25 protein-coding genes and 1 tRNA gene are annotated in these 19250 nt (G+C 37.8%); 25 read left to right on the forward strand and 1 reads right to left on the reverse strand.

Features of this window, described 5'->3' with window-relative positions; all coding sequences use genetic code 11:
* Window positions 1–182 precede the first annotated feature (182 nt).
* The 25 genes from DXB63_RS00780 (at window position 183) to DXB63_RS00895 (ending at window position 18417) form a co-directional block, all read left to right on the forward strand.
* Complete coding sequence (locus tag DXB63_RS00780; protein WP_122124459.1) at window positions 183–539, forward strand: DUF3244 domain-containing protein; 357 nt, start codon at window positions 183–185, stop codon at window positions 537–539.
* A 274-nt stretch (window positions 540–813) separates the two neighbouring features.
* The gene (locus DXB63_RS00785; protein ID WP_147332239.1) at window positions 814–1392 is read left to right on the forward strand and encodes a hypothetical protein; all 579 of its coding nucleotides are present in this window, start codon (window positions 814–816) and stop codon (window positions 1390–1392) included.
* A gap of 23 nt (window positions 1393–1415) precedes the next feature.
* The gene (locus tag DXB63_RS00790) at window positions 1416–1979 is read left to right on the forward strand and encodes a hypothetical protein (RefSeq protein ID WP_122124461.1); all 564 of its coding nucleotides are present in this window, start codon (window positions 1416–1418) and stop codon (window positions 1977–1979) included.
* A 26-nt stretch (window positions 1980–2005) separates the two neighbouring features.
* On the forward strand, window positions 2006–2878 hold the full coding sequence (locus tag DXB63_RS00795; protein WP_122124462.1) for a hypothetical protein: 873 nt from the start codon (window positions 2006–2008) through the stop codon (window positions 2876–2878).
* 72 nt (window positions 2879–2950) lie between these two features.
* The gene (locus DXB63_RS00800; RefSeq protein ID WP_122124463.1) at window positions 2951–3496 is read left to right on the forward strand and encodes a hypothetical protein; all 546 of its coding nucleotides are present in this window, start codon (window positions 2951–2953) and stop codon (window positions 3494–3496) included.
* 21 nt (window positions 3497–3517) lie between these two features.
* Window positions 3518–7114, forward strand: a complete 3597-nt coding sequence (locus DXB63_RS00805; protein WP_122124464.1) for a triacylglycerol lipase — start codon at window positions 3518–3520, stop codon at window positions 7112–7114.
* A gap of 155 nt (window positions 7115–7269) precedes the next feature.
* Window positions 7270–7857: a TIGR00730 family Rossman fold protein gene (locus DXB63_RS00810; protein WP_122124465.1), complete on the forward strand. Its 588-nt coding sequence runs from the start codon at window positions 7270–7272 to the stop codon at window positions 7855–7857.
* Window positions 7854–8708, forward strand: a complete 855-nt coding sequence (locus DXB63_RS00815; protein ID WP_122124466.1) for a DUF4271 domain-containing protein — start codon at window positions 7854–7856, stop codon at window positions 8706–8708. The genes DXB63_RS00810 and DXB63_RS00815 overlap by 4 nt, the downstream gene beginning before the upstream one ends.
* Window positions 8709–8712: 4 nt before the next feature.
* On the forward strand, window positions 8713–9462 hold the full coding sequence (locus DXB63_RS00820) for a uroporphyrinogen-III synthase (protein ID WP_122124467.1): 750 nt from the start codon (window positions 8713–8715) through the stop codon (window positions 9460–9462).
* 100 nt (window positions 9463–9562) lie between these two features.
* Window positions 9563–9964, forward strand: a complete 402-nt coding sequence (gene rnpA, locus DXB63_RS00825) for a ribonuclease P protein component (protein WP_122124468.1) — start codon at window positions 9563–9565, stop codon at window positions 9962–9964.
* Entirely contained in the window at window positions 9961–10182 is a 222-nt protein-coding gene (yidD, locus tag DXB63_RS00830) for a membrane protein insertion efficiency factor YidD (protein WP_122124469.1), read from the forward strand. The genes rnpA and yidD overlap by 4 nt, the downstream gene beginning before the upstream one ends.
* 3 nt (window positions 10183–10185) lie before the next feature.
* Window positions 10186–10809 carry a TatD family hydrolase gene (locus DXB63_RS00835; protein ID WP_122124470.1) on the forward strand — a complete coding sequence of 208 codons (624 nt, stop codon included), beginning with the start codon at window positions 10186–10188 and terminating at the stop codon, window positions 10807–10809.
* 67 nt (window positions 10810–10876) lie between these two features.
* Complete coding sequence (gene tyrS / locus DXB63_RS00840) at window positions 10877–12169, forward strand: tyrosine--tRNA ligase (protein ID WP_122124471.1); 1293 nt, start codon at window positions 10877–10879, stop codon at window positions 12167–12169.
* Window positions 12170–12249: 80 nt separating this feature from the next.
* Window positions 12250–12320, forward strand: a tRNA-Gln gene (locus DXB63_RS00845).
* 174 nt (window positions 12321–12494) lie between these two features.
* Entirely contained in the window at window positions 12495–13754 is a 1260-nt protein-coding gene (locus tag DXB63_RS00850) for a site-specific integrase (RefSeq protein WP_122124472.1), read from the forward strand.
* Between the two features lie 18 nt (window positions 13755–13772).
* A complete protein-coding gene (locus tag DXB63_RS00855; RefSeq protein WP_122124473.1) occupies window positions 13773–13997 on the forward strand; it encodes a helix-turn-helix domain-containing protein in 225 nt (74 codons plus the stop codon).
* Window positions 13998–14001: 4 nt separating this feature from the next.
* Window positions 14002–14877, forward strand: a complete 876-nt coding sequence (locus tag DXB63_RS00860) for a DUF4373 domain-containing protein (protein WP_122124474.1) — start codon at window positions 14002–14004, stop codon at window positions 14875–14877.
* Between the two features lie 17 nt (window positions 14878–14894).
* Window positions 14895–15083, forward strand: a complete 189-nt coding sequence (locus tag DXB63_RS00865; protein ID WP_122124475.1) for a hypothetical protein — start codon at window positions 14895–14897, stop codon at window positions 15081–15083.
* Between the two features lie 3 nt (window positions 15084–15086).
* Window positions 15087–15356, forward strand: a complete 270-nt coding sequence (locus tag DXB63_RS00870) for a hypothetical protein (RefSeq protein ID WP_122124476.1) — start codon at window positions 15087–15089, stop codon at window positions 15354–15356.
* Window positions 15357–15704: 348 nt separating this feature from the next.
* Window positions 15705–15941, forward strand: a complete 237-nt coding sequence (locus DXB63_RS17770) for a hypothetical protein (RefSeq protein WP_147332240.1) — start codon at window positions 15705–15707, stop codon at window positions 15939–15941.
* 679 nt (window positions 15942–16620) lie between these two features.
* Window positions 16621–16854, forward strand: coding sequence for an HU family DNA-binding protein (locus DXB63_RS00880; RefSeq protein ID WP_158563603.1), 234 nt, complete (start codon window positions 16621–16623; stop codon window positions 16852–16854).
* Between the two features lie 15 nt (window positions 16855–16869).
* On the forward strand, window positions 16870–17091 hold the full coding sequence (locus tag DXB63_RS00885; RefSeq protein ID WP_122124479.1) for a DUF4248 domain-containing protein: 222 nt from the start codon (window positions 16870–16872) through the stop codon (window positions 17089–17091).
* A gap of 17 nt (window positions 17092–17108) precedes the next feature.
* Window positions 17109–17576: an N-acetylmuramoyl-L-alanine amidase gene (locus tag DXB63_RS00890; RefSeq protein ID WP_199604130.1), complete on the forward strand. Its 468-nt coding sequence runs from the start codon at window positions 17109–17111 to the stop codon at window positions 17574–17576.
* A gap of 97 nt (window positions 17577–17673) precedes the next feature.
* Window positions 17674–17811, forward strand: a complete 138-nt coding sequence (locus DXB63_RS17840; protein ID WP_158563604.1) for a hypothetical protein — start codon at window positions 17674–17676, stop codon at window positions 17809–17811.
* 177 nt (window positions 17812–17988) lie between these two features.
* On the forward strand, window positions 17989–18417 hold the full coding sequence (locus DXB63_RS00895; protein ID WP_122124480.1) for an HU family DNA-binding protein: 429 nt from the start codon (window positions 17989–17991) through the stop codon (window positions 18415–18417).
* A 575-nt stretch (window positions 18418–18992) separates the two neighbouring features.
* On the opposite strand, the gene DXB63_RS00900 is transcribed toward DXB63_RS00895, so the two are convergent.
* A complete protein-coding gene (locus tag DXB63_RS00900; RefSeq protein ID WP_122124481.1) occupies window positions 18993–19187 on the reverse strand; it encodes a hypothetical protein in 195 nt (64 codons plus the stop codon).
* Between the last annotated feature and the right edge of the window lie 63 nt (window positions 19188–19250).

Genomic DNA, 19250 nt, shown 5'->3' on the forward strand with positions numbered 1-19250 from the left:
AAATGTCCCCCAAATTTATTTTCATAAATCATTTATAATATTGTAAATCAACAGTTTATCATCTTTGACAAGAATCAAAATGTCCCCCTCATTTTTATCCTTTTTTTTGGTTTCCCAAAAGATACGTACTACATTTGCATCAAACGATTATGTAAAACAGTACTAATTAAAAGGAAATAAAAATGAAAAAAATCCTAATTATCATAGTTGTAATATTAGTTTCTTTTTCCAATACTTGGGCCGACGAGAGAAATGTTATACTGCATAAGACTCCCAATAATAAAGGTACACAATTTGAAATTCCTGTTCATGCAGGTATTAATGATTCTTTATTGGGCATTCATTTTGAGAAAGCCAGTGATGCAACAGTATCAGTAACCGGACCGGAAGGAGTGGTCTATCAACAAAAAGTAACTTCTACAACAGCAAAATCTGTTTATGTAAACTTGGCGCCACATCAAGAAGGAGAATATACTATATATATTCAGGATGCTAAAGGAAATGAAGCTACCGGAGATTTTACGAATGAAAAAGAATAAACGTTGAAATTCCAATATAAAAAGCTATGTACATTATGTAGAAATGAAATCAGGTCAGGTTCAATATTATATGTAATGCTACATAGCTTTTATCTCTAAATCATAAATCTCTATTTAAAAAACTGAACCAGACTTAACAAACTATTTTTTAGTTACTCATTAATAATCTTTTAATACAAAATATTATGAAACATCCACAAAATATCCCTTCACTTTCACCATAACATAAGATACTAACTCTCTTATATCACAACCAAACTAAAATCTCAAATCTATGAAACAATTAACACGACTAATAGGGGTTATTTTATTAATCATAAATATTTATAGCTGTGATATTCATTGGTATGACCCAGATAAACCAAAGCCCGGATGCCTTAATCAGATGCCGGAAGAAACAAGTATTGGCGCAAATACATTTGGATGCTATATTAATGAAGAGTTAGCTGCTCTTCAAGGCTTTTTTCAACAAGAAGGTATAGCAACTAATTTCTGGGGAGCATATACAAGATATGTCAACGGATTTTGGGGTGAATATTCTAAATCATTAGATGGAAATAATATTTATACTTGCATGAATTTACAGGCTAATGGCGAATTATACTATATGTATATAAAAATTTATGATACTATATATCTAGGGGATAATGATTGTTCTATTATTTTAGAACTTCGTGGCCCCAAAACATTATATGGCTATATTGACAATACTATTAACATTATAAATTTCGACACAATTGAGCATGTTATATCCGGACGATTTGATGACATAACAGTTCCAATTCAATTTACGGATTCTATAGTATATATTTCAAAAGGACAATTTGATATAAAATACGGAACAAACTTTTAGTAACCCCCAAAAAACAATAGATTATGAAACACTCCAGACACTTAGTTGAAATTATGTTATTCGTTCTCTTATGTTTATTTACTATTACTAGTTGTGAATTTTTCCCCGAAGATCCCAATAAGCCACCTAAAGCTGCTTATTTGGATTATATGCCGGAAGAAACGAATATCGGTGCCAATACCTTTGGATGTTATGTAAATGGAAAATTAGAAGCCGTACGAGGTCGATTTCAAAAAGAAGGAATAGCACCACATCTTGGATCTTATGTCAACGGCTTTTGGGAGAAGTATAAAAACGACACTACTTTAAAACTACATATTATCTCAAAACAAGCTACCTTTTATATACATCTGCATAAATGCCCACATCTAGGAGATAATAATTGTTCCTTCTATTTAAGTCTTCAATCAGTCTCACAAGGATCTGGAAGTATTGATACGACGAGTATAGATATACTCAAATTTGATACTATCTCTCATATTATATCTGGCCGTTTTAATGACATCACAATTCCAATGCAATTTCCAGAATCTATAGTTCATCTCACAGATGGTCAATTCGATATAAAATACGGTCAGAACTTCTAATCATTAACCTTTTAAATAATACTATCATGAAACGCTTCAGACAATTTGCAGGGATTATATTGTTTTTATCTCTCAGTTTTAATTTCTTGCAGGCACAGGACGTAGATATTATTTCAAAAGAAAAGATGGAGAAAGTCAAGTTTATGGACCATTTATCCGTAAGCATAGAGGCAGGAACAACAGGATTCGGATTTGAAGTAGCCACAACACTACATCCTAATTTTATGCTTCGGGCAGGATTTGTTATCTTTCCTTTTTTAGAAAAATCAGGAGATGCCTATATCAATTTTTATGGAGGAGGAAATAATCTTTTTAATGATATTGTTAGACAAATTCCGCAAATAAAAACTGCACTAGAAGATAGGAAACTTCCAACTTCATCTCAGGAAATAGCCGAAAAGATACCAATGACGGATAAGTTTAAACTATATAATGGAAAAATTCTAATTGATTATTATCCTTTTTTAAAAGATCGTTTTCACATTACGACAGGAATATATTTTGGAAGTAGAAATATAATCACTTCTAAAGGACAATTACCTTCAGAGTATGTTGCAGCTATTCATGTGATAAATCAATATCTTCCTGGGAATACTCAATTCATGCCGGCTGTTTGGAGAGGAGATTTTTTAATAAATGACTGTTTAGTAGAAGCTTCCCAGTCAGGAAAAGTCAAGTACTCACGCCAAATCACTCCCATACGGCCTTATATCGGTATTGGCTTTGGCCGAGCTGTTCCTCATAAACGAATTGGTTGTCAATTTGATTTGGGCGCTTTATTTTTAGGAAAACAAAAAATAGCTAGTAAATATTATATTGAAGACCCACGAATAACAAATTTCTTAGATTGGTCTATTTTACCTGTTATATCTCTCCGACTAGTGGGAAAGATCTTTTAATTTTATTCTCACACATAAATAAACAACCAATATAAATACAATAAAACTCTCTACAACCTTAAAAAATAGATTATGAAACAATCAACAAAACTAATAGGAATTATTTTATTAATTCTAAATATCTATAGCTGTGATATTCATTGGTATGATCCAGATAAACCAAAACCTGGATATCTTAATCAGATGCCGAAAGAAACAAGTATTGGTGCAAATACATTTGGATATTATATTAATGGAAAACTAATAGCCGCACAGGGATATTATCAAGAAGAAGAATCTTTTTTCGTAAATGGAGATTGGCATAAATTTTCAGAATATACTAGGATGTCGTTGCAAGCTAGCAGTGGCAAACATTATTACATGATGATGCAAATATACGATACTATACGTTTAGGCATCAATGATTGCTTTTTTCATATAGAATATAATACTTCGGGATTGCCTGGAGGATCAGGCAACATTAAAGCTTTGGTTGATATAACAAAATTTGATACTATAGAACATATCATATCTGGACGCTTTAATGATATTACAATTCCAATAGAATTTATAGATTCTATTTCTATAGCTTATATTACGAATGGACAATTTGATGTTAAATATGAGAAAGACTTTTAATAACCTTAAAAACAATAGATCATGAAACAATTAACACGACTGATAGGGATTATATTATTATTATCCCTTAATTTAAATCTGTTACAATCCCAAGAAGTACAAGATGAAGAGATGGACTTGGATATTATTGTAAAAGAAAAAATGGATATGATTTTTGAACATATTGATAAAAGTAAAATTGAAACCGGGCTACTTTCAGATTATGGATGTTTGTTAGTGAATCCCTATAGCTACAACGGTATTCTTTCTGACACGAATTATGTATCTATGGAAATTTGGAAAATATTATATCTTTGTATGTATACGACTAAAATTAATGAAAAAGCGGCTTTAATAGAACCCCAACAGGTACTTGACAAACTAAATCAGAATTCTCCTGCCCTACTTTTTCTACAATATAATCAACTAAATGAAAAGGCTTTGGATAACGGACAGCTAATATTGGAAAATGGACAGTTACGAGAAACAGAACACTCTAGCTCACTGTATTTAAAAAAAGATTTATTCGCTGTAGGATTACCAAATGTACAATATAACTCACAAGTTTCTTTTACATTTCAGAAAAAGAACTATATAAGTAATCTACAAGATATTCCTACACAGCTATTTATTCGGTTTACTCCTGAATCCGATTATCAAAATATTACTTGGGAGCAGCCCATTAGTCATACTTTTACTACTTATGGTGAAAAAGTAATCTGTATCCGAGCGAAATATAATAATGGAAAAATATTAGAAAGTCATGCATTAATTCAAGTTACACCAGAACTACCTAAATATACAGATGGAGAGAATCAAATAGACGAAACAATTCCAATATATTCAACCAATGAACATAAAGGGGGAAGAATACAAATAAAATATGCGGCATTTAATAGCGAGAAGAAAAAACTATTCAGACCATTAATTATCGCTGACGAATCGGATATTTTAAAATTCTTTTTTGATAAAAAAATGGATTTGGAATTTTTATTAAAAGATGCATCTACTCACAATATAATGGAATCGATAAATAAACTCTACGATATTGTTTACATTGATAATAATGATAGTTTTGATGACATATTCCATAATGCTCAACTTTTTGAAGAAGCCATGGAACGAATAAATGGGATGAGAAATAGTATCCATGATAAAAACTATGTTATTGGAATAGGTATGGGTGGACTAGTCGCCCGTTATGCACTCAAGAATATGGAACAACAAGGAAAAGTTCATGATGTATGCAAATACATTTCAATTAATACTCCTCATAAGGGAGCTAATATACCTATTGGATTACAAGCATTAGTACGATACATTCAGAATCTCAAAATTGCCAAAACTTTTATAAAAGACATCGTTAAAAAAGTTAATGTTATAAGTGATCTATTAGGAGAAAAAGCAATTAAACAGATGTTAGTATATAGTATCAATAAAAATTATAATTATTTAAATGATCATGCTGTATTCATGCAAAAATATGAAGCAATGGGAATACCTATACAGTGCGAAAATATAGCTATATCTAATGGAAATTATATGGGAATTAATCTGGTAACAGCAGGAAGTCTTTTGTTTAAACTGAGTAACTATCCATCTCGTATTTTTGGATTTAAAAGTGAAATCTATTTTATTAAACAAAAGGAAAAGATCCAATTTTATTCTGCAGCAATAAAAGCATTAGGTATTAATTGGAGAAAAAAAGAATTGAATAGTACTAATGAGATGCTTGCTTTAGATAGTGCACCAGGAAGTATAGTCTCCTTAAATAATGTTATATCCGATATGGGAAAAGATCTAGAAAAAGCTTTTAAATTATCTAATTTCTGTTTTATTCCAACTGTCAGCGCTTTGGCTATTAATAACTGGGAAGACAAATTATTATCTGGCTTATATCTAAATTCAAAAGATTCTGGTTTTGACAGACTTTATGCTACTTCAAATAATAACGATTACACGATGTTAGAAACATGTTCTGATTTTTTAAGCCTAGAACTTGCACCTCAAATAAAGGGTGAAAATACCAATATCATTGGAGAAACAACTTTTACTATCTATAATGTTCCTGATATTACTCCAATTCCCGGATATATAGGAGTTGAATGGGAACTCTCTAATGAAAATTTCAAAATCACTTCAAAAAATGGAACAAATGTAACGATCTATCCTACACGACTCAATGAGTCCGCACAATTAACAGCCCATTTTCTATTAAATGGGAAAAGTATACCATTAACGAGCATATCTATTACTTCCGGAACACTCAAAATCATTGGAGACGGATTTATATCCGGTGAAGGAAATACTTATGAGGTAAATTTATTGCCTTTAGGCTCAACTGTAACATGGAATTATGCTCCGGGAATAAGTGTTAAATCACAAAATGGAAAATCCATAAAAATAACCGGATGTCAAATTTCAAACCCATGGCTAGAAGCAACAATTAATGCCGGTGGAATAAAAACAACTAAGCGGATAGATCTTAAAAATGAACAGTTACCAGAATCTATTCAGATAGAAGTGGATAAAATGGTATGGCATAGAACAGAATTAGGAGAGGATTGGTATCTATTACGCATAAAACATAATCCATGCAAAGAATCCGATGAAACTTATAAATGGAAAACCACAAGTTTATCATCAACAGGCAAGGCTGCCAAAATATATCGGTCTATGAATGATTTACATATATACAGAGATAGTGTTTTTATAAATCGACGTGATAGTATGCTAGATATTGATAATCTTCCACATTTTGGTTTTCGTTCAATAGACACTCCGATTATTCCTCCGGGAGAATGGGAATATGCTGCATGGTATTTACATGATTATAAACTAAAACATAATGAAATATTCATTGTCTTTGATAAAGAAAGTGCTAAAACAGACATATCCTGCGAATTACAATTATCATGCAAAACGCTGAAAGCAAACATTACATTACCGGTTTCAGAGGAGGTAAATTGCCTAAAGAAACTAGATTTAAAACAGGATTTTTATATTTATAAAACAGCATTTGAAATTAGTTATTTAATTCATGCAGACCATGATCCCTGCCAGGGAGAAGAAAACGAAACGTTTCAATGGAGCACAGCAAGTCTACTTCCGAGCGGAGCTGTTACCTTTTCCCATAAAGTACCGGGTTCCACCACTCCCAAAGCAAATAACAGTCCTGCTACAGATCCGAATTATCCAATTGTAAAACCCTGGTATTATGGCTCTACAATAGGACATAATGATGTAGTTGTCACTTTTAAAAGCATATTTAAAGGATATGGAGATGCAAAAATAAAATGCACATTGAAAACTGATTGCGGTGCTCTTTCTTCTGACATTGTCATACCATCTCCTTTTCCTCCGAAAGACTTCCAAATAGCCCCGAATCCCGCTGACGGATTTATCACTATTAAACCGAATAGAGAACTAGGAGTAAGTATGTATAGTAGAGCGGCCATTTTGCCTATTTCTGTAGTTCTTTACAATAATTATGGTATTGTATGCAAATTTGATGATGTTATTCCGAATCCTGAAATACAAATTAATACAACAGATATCCCAGATGGGAATTACTATTTAAATATACTTCAAGGAGAAGAAATTATTGAACAACAAATTATTTTCATCAAACATAATTAATTTCCTATTAAGTAAAAGGTAGAGTAAAATCTACCTTTTATTATAATGTGCAAATGAGTTTAAACTCAAAATATGCCTGGATATTTATGGTATTCTATCCCGCTTTTAAAAGAAATAACTAACTTTGCCAACAGTAAATCATCTCTTTTACAATAATGAATAAGATAACATCCGTATGCGTATACAGTGCTTCAAGCACTAAAATCGATTCTTGCTATTTTAAAGCTGCCGAGGGATTAGGAAAATTACTTGCTGACAGACATATCCGTCTTATAAACGGCGCAGGAAGTTTGGGATTGATGTGTACCATTATTGATGCCGTATTACAGAACGGAGGAGAGGCGACAGGAGTTATTCCGCATTTTATGATAGAACAAGACTGGCACCATAAAGGAATGACGAAGCTCGTTGAAGTAGAGTCTATGCATGAACGAAAACAACTAATGGCTCAATTATCGGATGGTATTATCGCACTCCCTGGGGGCTGCGGTACATTGGAAGAGTTATTGGAAATTATCACTTGGAAACAATTAGGGCTTTACTTGAAACCTATCGTTATCTTAAACATAAATAACTTCTTTAATCCATTATTGGAGATGTTGTCTAAAGCCGTTGAAGAAAACTTTATGCGATCGCAACATACCGACATCTGGAAAGTAGCCAACACTCCGGAAGAGGCCATAGATTTGCTCTATACCACCCCTCTATGGGACAAAGAAGTTCGTAAGTTCGCTGCTATATGACAAATAATGGTTTAACAACGGACACTCTAAATATACTACTCGATACCCAACAGGTAATCAAGCAAGTAGATACTCTAAAACTGTATTATACTGAACACTATGCAGCTTCTGATTCCACAAATCTGACCACAGGAAAAGGAGAGATACATCCCGGACTACAAGGAACTCAGATTCCTTATAGACTAAATGCAGATAATGGAGGCACTGCTTTATTGTTTCTCTGCTTTTTTCTTTCCGCATACGTATTGACTAACGGAAAAAGATTCCTCCTTCAGCAATTAAAAGATTTTCAGAATGTAAAAGAACGTGGTAATCTTTTTAATAATTCTACCGCTACGGATTTCAAATATAGAGTAATTCTCTTATTTCAGACGTCTGTACTCCTGGGTATCTGCTTTTTTGATTATTTTCATGATAGTATCCCCGAGTTATTAATAAGGGTTCCGTCTTATATTGTACTTGGCACCAATATATTGATTTGCGTTCTATATTATTTACTAAAATGGTTGATTTATTCTTTTTCCGGGTGGATATTCTTTGACAAAGCACGCACTACTATATGGTTAGAGGCTTATTCTACCATATTATACTACTTCGGCTTCACCCTTTTCCCGCTAGTTTTACTAATGGTCTATTTCGACTTATCAGCCTCAATTCTGCTTCCTTTAGAGCTTTTCTTTATAATTTTTGCTAAAATAATGATGTTTTATAAGTGGATAAAGCTTTTTTTCAACAATTTATATGGTCTTTTCTGTTTAATTGTGTACTTTTGTGCCCTCGAAATAATGCCTTGTTTCATATTGTTTCAAGCATTAATTCAAGTCAACAATTTATTGCTAATAAAACTTTAGGACATTGAAAATTAAGAAAGTACTTGTGTCGCAGCCAAAGCCTGCTTCAGAGAAGTCGCCTTATTACGACATAGCAGAGAAATATGGAGTAAAAATAGATTTTCGTCCCTTTATTAAGGTAGAAAGCTTGACTCCAAAAGAGTTCAGACAGCAGAAAGTATCTATTCTGGATCATAGTGCCGTAATCTTCACGTCACGTCATGCAATAGACCACTTCTTCCATCTGTGTAGCGAACTGCGCGTTACGATTCCTGAAACAATGAAGTATTTCTGCATTACGGAAACTGTCGCACTATACATCCAAAAATACGTGCAATACCGTAAACGCAAAATCTTTTTCGGAAATACCGGTAAATTTGATGACCTTATTCCGGCTATCGTAAAGCATAATACGGAAAAATATTTTGTTCCGATGTCTGATGTGCACAATGACGAAATAAAGAACCTGTTGAGTAAACATAAAATAAACCATACGGAAGCTGTCATGTACCGCACGGTAAGTAATGACTTCACTCCGGATGAAGAATTTGATTATGATATGCTGGTATTCTTCAGCCCTTCAGGAATTTCTTCTCTAATCAAGAATTTCCCAGATTTTAAGCAAAAGGATATCGCAATAGGTTGTTTCGGACCAACAACGGCAAAAGCAGTTCGCGATGCAGGTCTTCGTCTGGATTTGGAAGCTCCAACTGTAGATGCACCTTCCATGACAGCTGCCTTGGACATGTTTATTAAAGAAAGGAACAAGAAATAACAGATACTTATTTGTCTCTATAAAGATTGAAAGGACGAAGAATCTGCTTTTCACAACAGATCTTCGTCCTTTTCTTTTCAAAGACAAAAGAAACGAAACCATGATTACAGAAAAGAATACATTATGCAAGGAAGAACGGTTGAACAGTAAGAAATCTATTGAAATGCTGTTCTCGGGCAATGCAAAATCATTCTCAGCATTTCCCTTGCGTGTTGTATTTATGCCTGTAAATGCAGCCCAAAATATCCCGGCAGCTATTTTGATAAGCGTACCTAAAAAACGATTTAAACGTGCAGTAAAACGCAATCGCATAAAGAGGCAGATTCGTGAGGCCTACCGAAAAAACAAACACTGCTTGCTCCAACTGTTACAAGGACAACAAAATGGTCTGCTCATGGCATTTATCTTCATGGACAGCGAACTACATCCTTCTTCAGAGATTGAGAATAAACTCAAAGAATTATTAGACAGAATCAGGGAACGGATAAAGAGAACGGAATGAAAAAAATATTATCATATATATTACTGCTTCCGATTTATTTCTATAGGACCTGCATATCTCCTATTACTCCAGCTTCTTGCCGCTTCACTCCCACTTGTTCGCAATACGCCATTGAAGCCATTAAAAAACACGGTCCTTTAAAAGGATTATATCTTGCTATTCGACGAATACTCCGTTGTCATCCATGGGGAGGTTCCGGATATGACCCTGTACCTTAAGCTATGAATATACTTGATATACATACGCACCACAATAAGGCGGAAGCGATTATAAATTGCACTCCCAACACATTTCATCCAACTAACGGGTATTTCTATTCTGTCGGAATTCATCCATGGGATGTATCAAAAGATTATCAAAAAGAATGGAACTTATTACAAGAAATAACTGTAAACCCACAAGTAATTGCCATTGGAGAAGCCGGATTAGATAAACTAATTAATACGGATATCAAACTACAGCAGAAATTGTTCGAATTACAAATAAACTTATCAGAACAACTGAATAAACCCCTTATCATCCATGCCGTACGAACATCGAATGAACTTATCTTATTGAAAAAACGATTCAAGCCAGCTATGCCATGGATTATTCATGGCTTCAGAGGGAATAAGAATATTGCTACACAATTATTAGAATATGACTTTTATCTCTCTTTCGGAGAAAAATATCAAGCAGAAGCACTAACTGAAACTCCACTTAACCGCATGTTTATCGAAACAGATGAAAGCGGAATAGATATCCATACCCTTTACAATCAAGTAGCATATAACTTGTCCTTGCCTGAAAATCAGTTTATGAAGCAAATACAGCAAAACACAAAAGAAGTCTTTTTTAACCGATAAGAGTTTGCTCGTTCAAAGAAAGAGTCGTACTTTTGTATTTATAAACTTAAAATAATTAAATCATTCGATGAATTTTGTAGAAGAACTAAGATGGCGTGGAATGGTGCATGACATGATGCCCGGCACAGAAGAATTATTGGCAAAGGAACAGGTTACCGCTTATTTAGGCATTGACCCAACCGCCGATTCGTTGCACATTGGACACTTATGTGGTGTAATGATGTTACGACATTTTCAACGTTGCGGTCATAAGCCATTGGCTTTGGTAGGTGGTGCTACCGGTATGATTGGCGATCCTTCCGGCAAATCGGCTGAAAGAAACCTTTTGAATGAAGAGACGTTACGCCATAATCAGGAATGTATTAAGAAACAATTATCTAAGTTTCTGGATTTTGATTCTGACGCTTCTAATGCTGCCGAATTGGTGAATAACTATGACTGGATGAAAAACTTTAGTTTCCTTGATTTTGTCCGCGATATAGGTAAACATATCACTGTAAACTACATGATGGCAAAAGAATCCGTTAAGAAAAGACTAAACGGAGAAGCTCGTGACGGTTTATCATTCACGGAATTTACTTACCAGTTACTTCAAGGATATGACTTTCTGCACTTATACGAAACCAAAGGATGCAAATTACAAATGGGAGGTTCTGACCAGTGGGGTAATATTACTACGGGAACAGAATTGATTCGCCGTACAAATGGCGGAGAAGCATTTGCCCTGACATGCCCATTGATTACAAAAGCAGACGGTGGCAAGTTTGGGAAAACAGAATCCGGTAACGTTTGGTTAGATCCAAGATATACTTCTCCTTACAAATTCTATCAATTCTGGTTAAATGTAAGTGATGACGATGCCGCACGCTATATTAAGATATTCACTTCCTTGGCAAAGGACGAAATAGATGCTTTGACAAAAGAACACACGGAGGCACCACATTTACGTGTGCTCCAGAAACGCCTTGCAAAAGAAGTAACCATTATGGTACATTCCGAAGAAGACTATAATGCAGCAGTCGATGCATCCAACATCTTATTTGGAAATGCAACTTCTGATGCACTGAAGAAGCTGGACGAGGATACATTACTTGCCGTATTTGAAGGCGTTCCACAATTTGAAATAGACAGAGATGCCTTATCAGCAGGAATAAAAGCTGTAGACCTGTTTGTCGATAATGCCGCAATTTTTGCTTCAAAAGGTGAGATGCGTAAACTGGTTCAAGGTGGCGGCGTATCTTTAAATAAAGAAAAACTCGAAAGCTTTGATCAAGTAATTACAAACAACGACCTGTTGGATAATAAGTATTTATTAGTACAGAGAGGAAAGAAAAATTATTATCTGGTAATCGCTAAATAAAAAATATCATTAAATATTTGGAGATTTGGACGAAGACCACTATCTTTGCATCGCTTTTTAACAGAAAGCACAAAATAGTTTGTCCTATGGTGTAATGGTAGCACAACAGTTTTTGGTTCTGTTTGTCTAAGTTCGAATCTTGGTAGGACAACGATCATTCAGTCATTAAAAGATAAAAACCCTCTAAAACGGCTAATTTTAGAGGGTTTTTTCGTTCTTTGAAAATGGTAGCTGAAAAAAGTTTACTTAATTTCGGTGCCAAATTCGGTGACATTTCAATCCATTTTTAGATCTTTTTCATAGGCTCATAAACAAGTTCAAAATTATGAGTCAAAAAAAGAAAATGAACGTTCTGTTCTGGTTACGAAAGAGCAGAGCACAAAACGGAGCAAACGCACCGCTTTATTGTCGTATCACCATCAACGGACAAAGATACGATTTTCCACTCAATGTATCAATACGCTCTACGTCGTGGAATGCGAGTATACAAAAATCAATCGGGAAAACAGAACAAGACCGTGAAGCCAATCGTGCTATCGACAACGCACGAATTGCTATTGAAGAAGTTACCGCAAAAATTACAGAGAAGAATTACGAACTGAATACCGCCAACTTCCGTCTGATACACACTGCGCCAACTTGCCAATACAATACCATCAAGTTACTGTTCGAATACCACAACAATATAGAAGGAGACACTCTCCGAGAGAGTACATACAAAGGTTACAGAGTGACACTACGACACCTGCTCAACTTCATCCGGATTAAATACCACGTAGCAGATTACAATATTACATCCATCGACAAAACTTTCACAATGGAATTCTACGCCTATCTGAAAGGATATCGCAAAGAGGGAAAAATCAAGTGCCGAACCAATGCTGCACTAAAGCATATTCAAAGGTTTCACAAAGTCATGAACCTTGCCGAACGCAACGAATGGATAAACCGCAACCCTGTAATCCTCGAAGGAATCCATCAAACCAAAGTAAACAAAGGATTCCTCTCCGAAGAAGAACTGCAAGTTATCACACATACAATGCTACCAAGCCATTTAGCCGTTACGCGCGACATCTTCCTGTTTGCCGTCTATACCGGAATGTGCTATTGCGACATTCAAGAACTGACTAACGACAACATTACAAGAGGAATCGATGGAAATCAATGGCTGCAATACTACCGAAAAAAGACCAATCAACGAGTATCGCTACCATTACTCCAGCCAGCTGCACGCATCCTGATGCAATACGCTACGCATAAAGATACACATCAGCATCTACCAATTTTCCAAGTACCATGTAATCAAGTAATCAATCGTTCGTTAAAACAGATTGCTACTATTGCCAAAGTCAATAAAAAGATAACCTTCCACATGGCAAGGCATACCTTCGCTACTACCATCACGCTATGTAATCGAATACCGATCGAAACAGTAAGCAAGATGCTAGGACATGCCAAACTATCGACCACGCAAATATATGCCGAAGTGATTGATACCAAAATTATGGACGACATGGCAGCACTCAAAGAGCTATTCTCCAATAAATATTCCGATAATATCGACAAAAAAGCAAGTAATCAATAAACCAAAAAAACAAAGAATATGAGAAAGTTATCAATCGAAACTAATATCGCTAAAGCACAGGAATTAATACAAATCCACGAAAATGACGAATTTCTACGCTCCGAAGATGTGTGTCGGCTTTTCAAAATCAGCAACAGCACACTCAAGAACTATCGTACCGAAGGAATCATTCCATGCTACAAACTTGGCAAAACATACCTATACAAGCGTTTGGAAATAGAAGCCGTAATGCAAAAACTATAAGATCATGGCAAAAACAGGACTATCATATTATTCAAGTGAAACCGACCGTTTTCAGGATATTCGCTTGAAGCGTCTCAAGAAACAATACGGCTGTGAAGGTTACGCCGTATTCCAATACGTACAGAATGAAATCTTCCGTGTAGAAGGTTGTTATATCCGCTTCACCGATGACCAGGCATTCGATGTTGCCGAATATTGGGGTATCGATGAAGAGCGTGTACTCGAAATTATTAACTACTGTACAGAAATCGAATTATTCGATCGGATCATTTGGAAAACTAAACAGGTACTTACATCCGAATCGATTCAACAGAAGTATGCCGAAATATGCCGACGTGCAAAGAAGCGAACGTTAATACCCGAAGATATCAGCTTAATCAGCGAACAGGAAGCCCATGCGGTAGCAGCTTCGCCGCTCCCGCTTTTCGATAATACGGAAGAAGTAACTACGAAAACAGGAAAAGCCGTTTACAGTACGCCAAAGCTGGAACAAACGGGAAATCCCGCAGAAACCCGCAGAGTTCCGCAGAATTTCGCAGAAAATCGACACAAAGAAAAAGAAAAAAAAGAAAATCCCCCCTCTATCCCCCCAATGGGGACATTGGAGGAGGAAGTTTCACTTCGTTTAAAAAATATAGGGAAACAAGCTTTATCAGCTACATCTAACCCTGCTAATGTGCCGAAACGAAACACAGACGGCTTGATGTATCGTTTCCAACGGTTGAATATATCCGGCAGAGAAGCGGAGGAACTGCTAACAATCTCGAGAGGAGGCGAGATAGGGCATCCCATTTGGGAGTTATTGCAACAGGTAGACAACAGCAAAGGCAAAATTACAATGCCGGGACGTTTTCTACTTGCCAAACTAAAAGCCTGCTAACCAACAAGCTCAAAACCATGCAGGAAAACAAGCAAATTACCTACTATCCGCGAAAAATGCGGATAGGATGGTGCATAGCCCACACTATCAACGTGATGGGAATCAATGTGGAAGTATTCGGAACGAAGCATACAAGCTATCAGAAAGCATTTGCCGAAGCCGAAAAAATGAACCGACAACAGGATGTAAATCAGAAAAACAAATAAACCATGAGTACAGAAAAAGCCAGCACATTAACCCTACGCCTCACTGCAGAGGAAGCGGAAGCCCTTGAGCAGTTGAAGCGGATCACCGGAAAGCGAACCGGGAGCGAAGCAATAAAATACATCGTGAAGGAATATCCCCGATTCGTAAGCAATTACAAGCAGCAAGCCGATAAACACAGGGATGTCGAACAAAAATACGATCGGCTATGTCACAAAGTGGACCGCTATTTCTCCGCATTGGATGATCTGCAGGCGGAAAGCCTGAAACAATGACGGGAAGTTTAAAGATGATAGCGAGTTCTTCCGGAAGATGCGGCTGCCGGCAAGAGAAATGATAGCGGAATGTTGAACCAGGCACGATCGATCAGGTAATGGATGATAGCAAATCTTTTACCTTGGTTTGAAGCTCCGGAAGAAACGAGATAGCAAACCATTGTTCCCGGCTGAATTGGCCAAGTGAAAGATGATAGCAAAATGTTCCATCAGGAAGCCGATGAGGTGAAGATCCGGAGCTGCTTATGATAGCAACCAAACAAAAGGAATGCCCGCTCGCTTTGCTCGCTACGACAGTGGTGTTTATTCCGTGTCGGCAGTCGGAAGCCGCGCCCCTATGGGGCAAATGTGCGGCAACCGCCAGCCCACACTGCATTAGCGGGGTATCATATCAGCAGTTATACCGTTAGTGGGGTTTCTTCATTCATTGTGCGGTTACGCACCATGCAGGCGGGAAGCCGCGCCCTGATAGGGCAAATATGCGGCAACCCGTCAGCATTCCGGCAGAAGCAAAGAGGCATCCGTTCATCCCGAAGTGTGGAAAGTATCGCTTACCATCAAGCATTCTGCATGGTATTGCGTTAGTAAGGAGCAAAGGCATTCGTTCACCTCTCCTCATTATGCTACGGTTACCCATCACGGTTAGCAAGGTGCTCGTCTTACGGTGCTCGTGCAGCGTCCTTAGTAAGGCGGTCAATCTTTAGCAGGGTTTGGCTCATACAGTTGTGGGCTTTGTTACTTTTAGCTCCCCTAGCCCTGTGCTCCGCGCTCGCTTCCGGTAGCGGGCGCACATTGTTTTTTGCGCGGGGCAGCGGTTGCGCCCGCTCCCTCCCTTTATTGCTTTTCCGCCCGTGGGCGGGGGTGCGCCCCGCGCATTTCTCCCCCCGCCTCCCCGCGGGCGGTCTTGCAGGGGTCAAGCCCCTGCGCTTTTCTGAGGGCTGTGCCTTTCCCTGCCGGATGAATCCCCACTGAATACGACAATAGTTTCGCCCCATGCTTTCCCTAACGGTGTGTATTCCTTGTGCTATCCCTTTTACGTTCGCTTCGCTCTCTTTACCGGATGGGCTGCGCCCACCGTCCCGCCTACGGGGCTTCGCCCCTGCGCCGGACATACTTCGGTCGCTCCGCTCCCTCGTTTTCTCCTCCGCTTCGCGAACAAACACACATAACTATACCAACATCCGTAAATATGCCTGTATCTCCCTGATTAGACGTACATTTGTATAACAATAACCAATACCAAGCCCCTAATATGGCAAATCGTATGCCACAGCATCTCAATACGGAAGATATCGCCGAAAGAATCGCTCACCGCACTGCCTTTTCACCTGCCGATGTAATCGGAGTACTCTACGCCCTGACTGACGCCATCGCCACAGAAGCACAAGAAGGTAATATTATCAATCTGCAACCTCTCGGACGCTTTGCCACAAGTAAACGAAAAGAAATTGTCCTGACCTACACACCAGGACAACGCATTAAAACAAAACTTATCTAAACCATATCTATTATTATGCATCAAACCCTTACACCTCGCAGTTATGGAGTTAAAGAACTAGCTTCTATTTATTTCCCGAACATCGCTCCGGCTTCCGCCTCTATCCGGCTGAAAAGATGGATTCGTACCACTCCCGCCCTGCTCACGGCATTGGCTGAAACCAATTACCGACTAAGTTCCCGCATTCTGACGCCTAGACAGGTGGAAATCATTTGCACGGAATTCGGACAACCTTAACCCAAAAACAGAGAATCATGCTCACACGAAAAATCAATCTCATCGTGATACATTGCACCGCTTCGCGCTGCACTTCCACGCTTACGCCTCAACAACTTGAAAGAATGCATCTCGCTAATGGATGGAGCGGTTGTGGCTATCATTACTACATTACCCGTGACGGACGCATACATCCCATGCGCCCCATCTCGGCAGTAGGCGCACACGCCAAAGGCTACAATACCAATTCCATTGGCGTCGCCTACGAAGGTGGCCTGGATGCCAACGGCAAACCCGCCGACACCCGTACCCCGATGCAAATACTTTCACTCCGGATGCTGCTGCAAGCATTGGTGCGGACCTTTCCCGGTACCCGCATTTGCGGACATCGAGACCTCAGTCCGGATTTGAACGGGAACGGCATCATAGAACCGTCCGAGTATATAAAAATGTGTCCCTGCTTCAATGCTGCAGAGGAATACAAATTGCTTATCCGTGAACAATAATACATAACCCGCCACACCTGTACCGTTTCCCGTTTATCGCTCACAGCTCGGCAGGAAAGCAATATCTTCGCCCACGAATCAATAAAAGCATATCACCATGAAAACGCTGAAAGTAATCTGGAAAATCTTTAAAATCGTGTGGAAAGTTGTAGCGTTCATCCTGAACAACAAAAACCTGAAAGAACTAGGCGAGGACATTGCCCATCTATGGAAAGGTACTACCACAGGAAAATAACGATTCAGAGCCTCCCACCTAGCAGTGAGGAGGCTTTTTTCATGCAAATAAACTACCATAACCGCACATAATAACGCACATCCGTATCAATCCCGACCAATCCCGAACCGCTCTCGCACGTATGCGTACATTTGTTACTATAATTAAGATCAATATATAACCCTAACACCTCAAACAATGGCAGTACCTTTTTCAGTATCAGCTAGAAAAAATCCGTTGAAACCGGATGAATCTCCACGTTATTACGCAACCGCACAAGCTAGCGGAGAAATCACTTTCAAAGAAATATGTGCACGTATCGCAGATCGTTGTACCGTAACAGCATCCGATGCAAAGGCAACTCTCGATGCTCTTGTAACAATCATGAAGGAAGCCCTTGGCAATGGTCAGATTGTCCGCTTCAACGACCTGGGAAGTTTCCGCATGACCTTGAAAACAGGTCGCCCGACTGACAAAGCGGAAGATTTCCTTTCAAATGTGAATATCGACGGTGCGAAAATCATTTTCAGACCGGAAATGGATTTGAAACGCCACACAAAGACGTTCACTTATCAGAAAGTTTCCTCACTTCCAAAGAAAGAAAAAAAGGAAGAAGTAAAAGGATAAGTCCTAAAACCTCCTTAGAAACACCTAAAAGGCGTCCGTATAGATTTAAAATCTGTGCGGACGTCTTTTTTTTGTGTCTATAAAAGTCGGAAACCGTGACCGCACATCTTTTTGGCAGATGAAAAAACAGGGTGAACTATACCTAAATGCACCTAATTACGGATAAATTGAAGCCATATCAGTAAGATACACACCGGAGAGAAATTATAAAAAGCGTATCCAACCATACATATGTATCGATTGAAAATTTAATATCACATTCGCCTGAAGGTTTTTCCTCTTTTCTTCTACAAAGATATGTCAGCCCCGTTCATCAGAAAAGGACTGCTACGCTATTTATTAAAAAAATCATCCTGTGCTCGCTTCGCTCGTGCGGTATTTTTCTAATAAATTCCTTTTCAGCTGCCCGTGTCCGCCATAAGTGGAGTATAAGAAAAAAGGAAAAAAAATATTATGTTGCTATCAGAAATCGTTGCCGGCAAGATCTTCCTGGAAAGGAAATGCTATCAGAAAAAGTAGATATCACGAACTCGAGCTACGGATCCAATGGGAAGAAAGATAGCAAATTCAATACATTATTCATTTTCATTAAGGTCGCCATCCACATTTGTTCCATTATCCCAACCATCAGGATATACAAAGTCGAAGCCATCATTTGATGTATTTGTTGTGTCGTTTACGACAGGAAGTTCTGTTTTCTCATCAGGAGTAGGAATTTCATTTGTGCATGCTATGGCAATGAAAGGGAGTAGAAAAAGTAACTTTTGCATTTGTTCGTTTTTAAAAGGTTTATGGATTCTTCACAAACCCTCAAAAAAGAATTTGCATACAAA

Source organism: Bacteroides sp. OM05-12 (genome assembly GCF_003438995.1).
Taxonomy (GTDB): Bacteria; Bacteroidota; Bacteroidia; order Bacteroidales; family Bacteroidaceae; genus Bacteroides.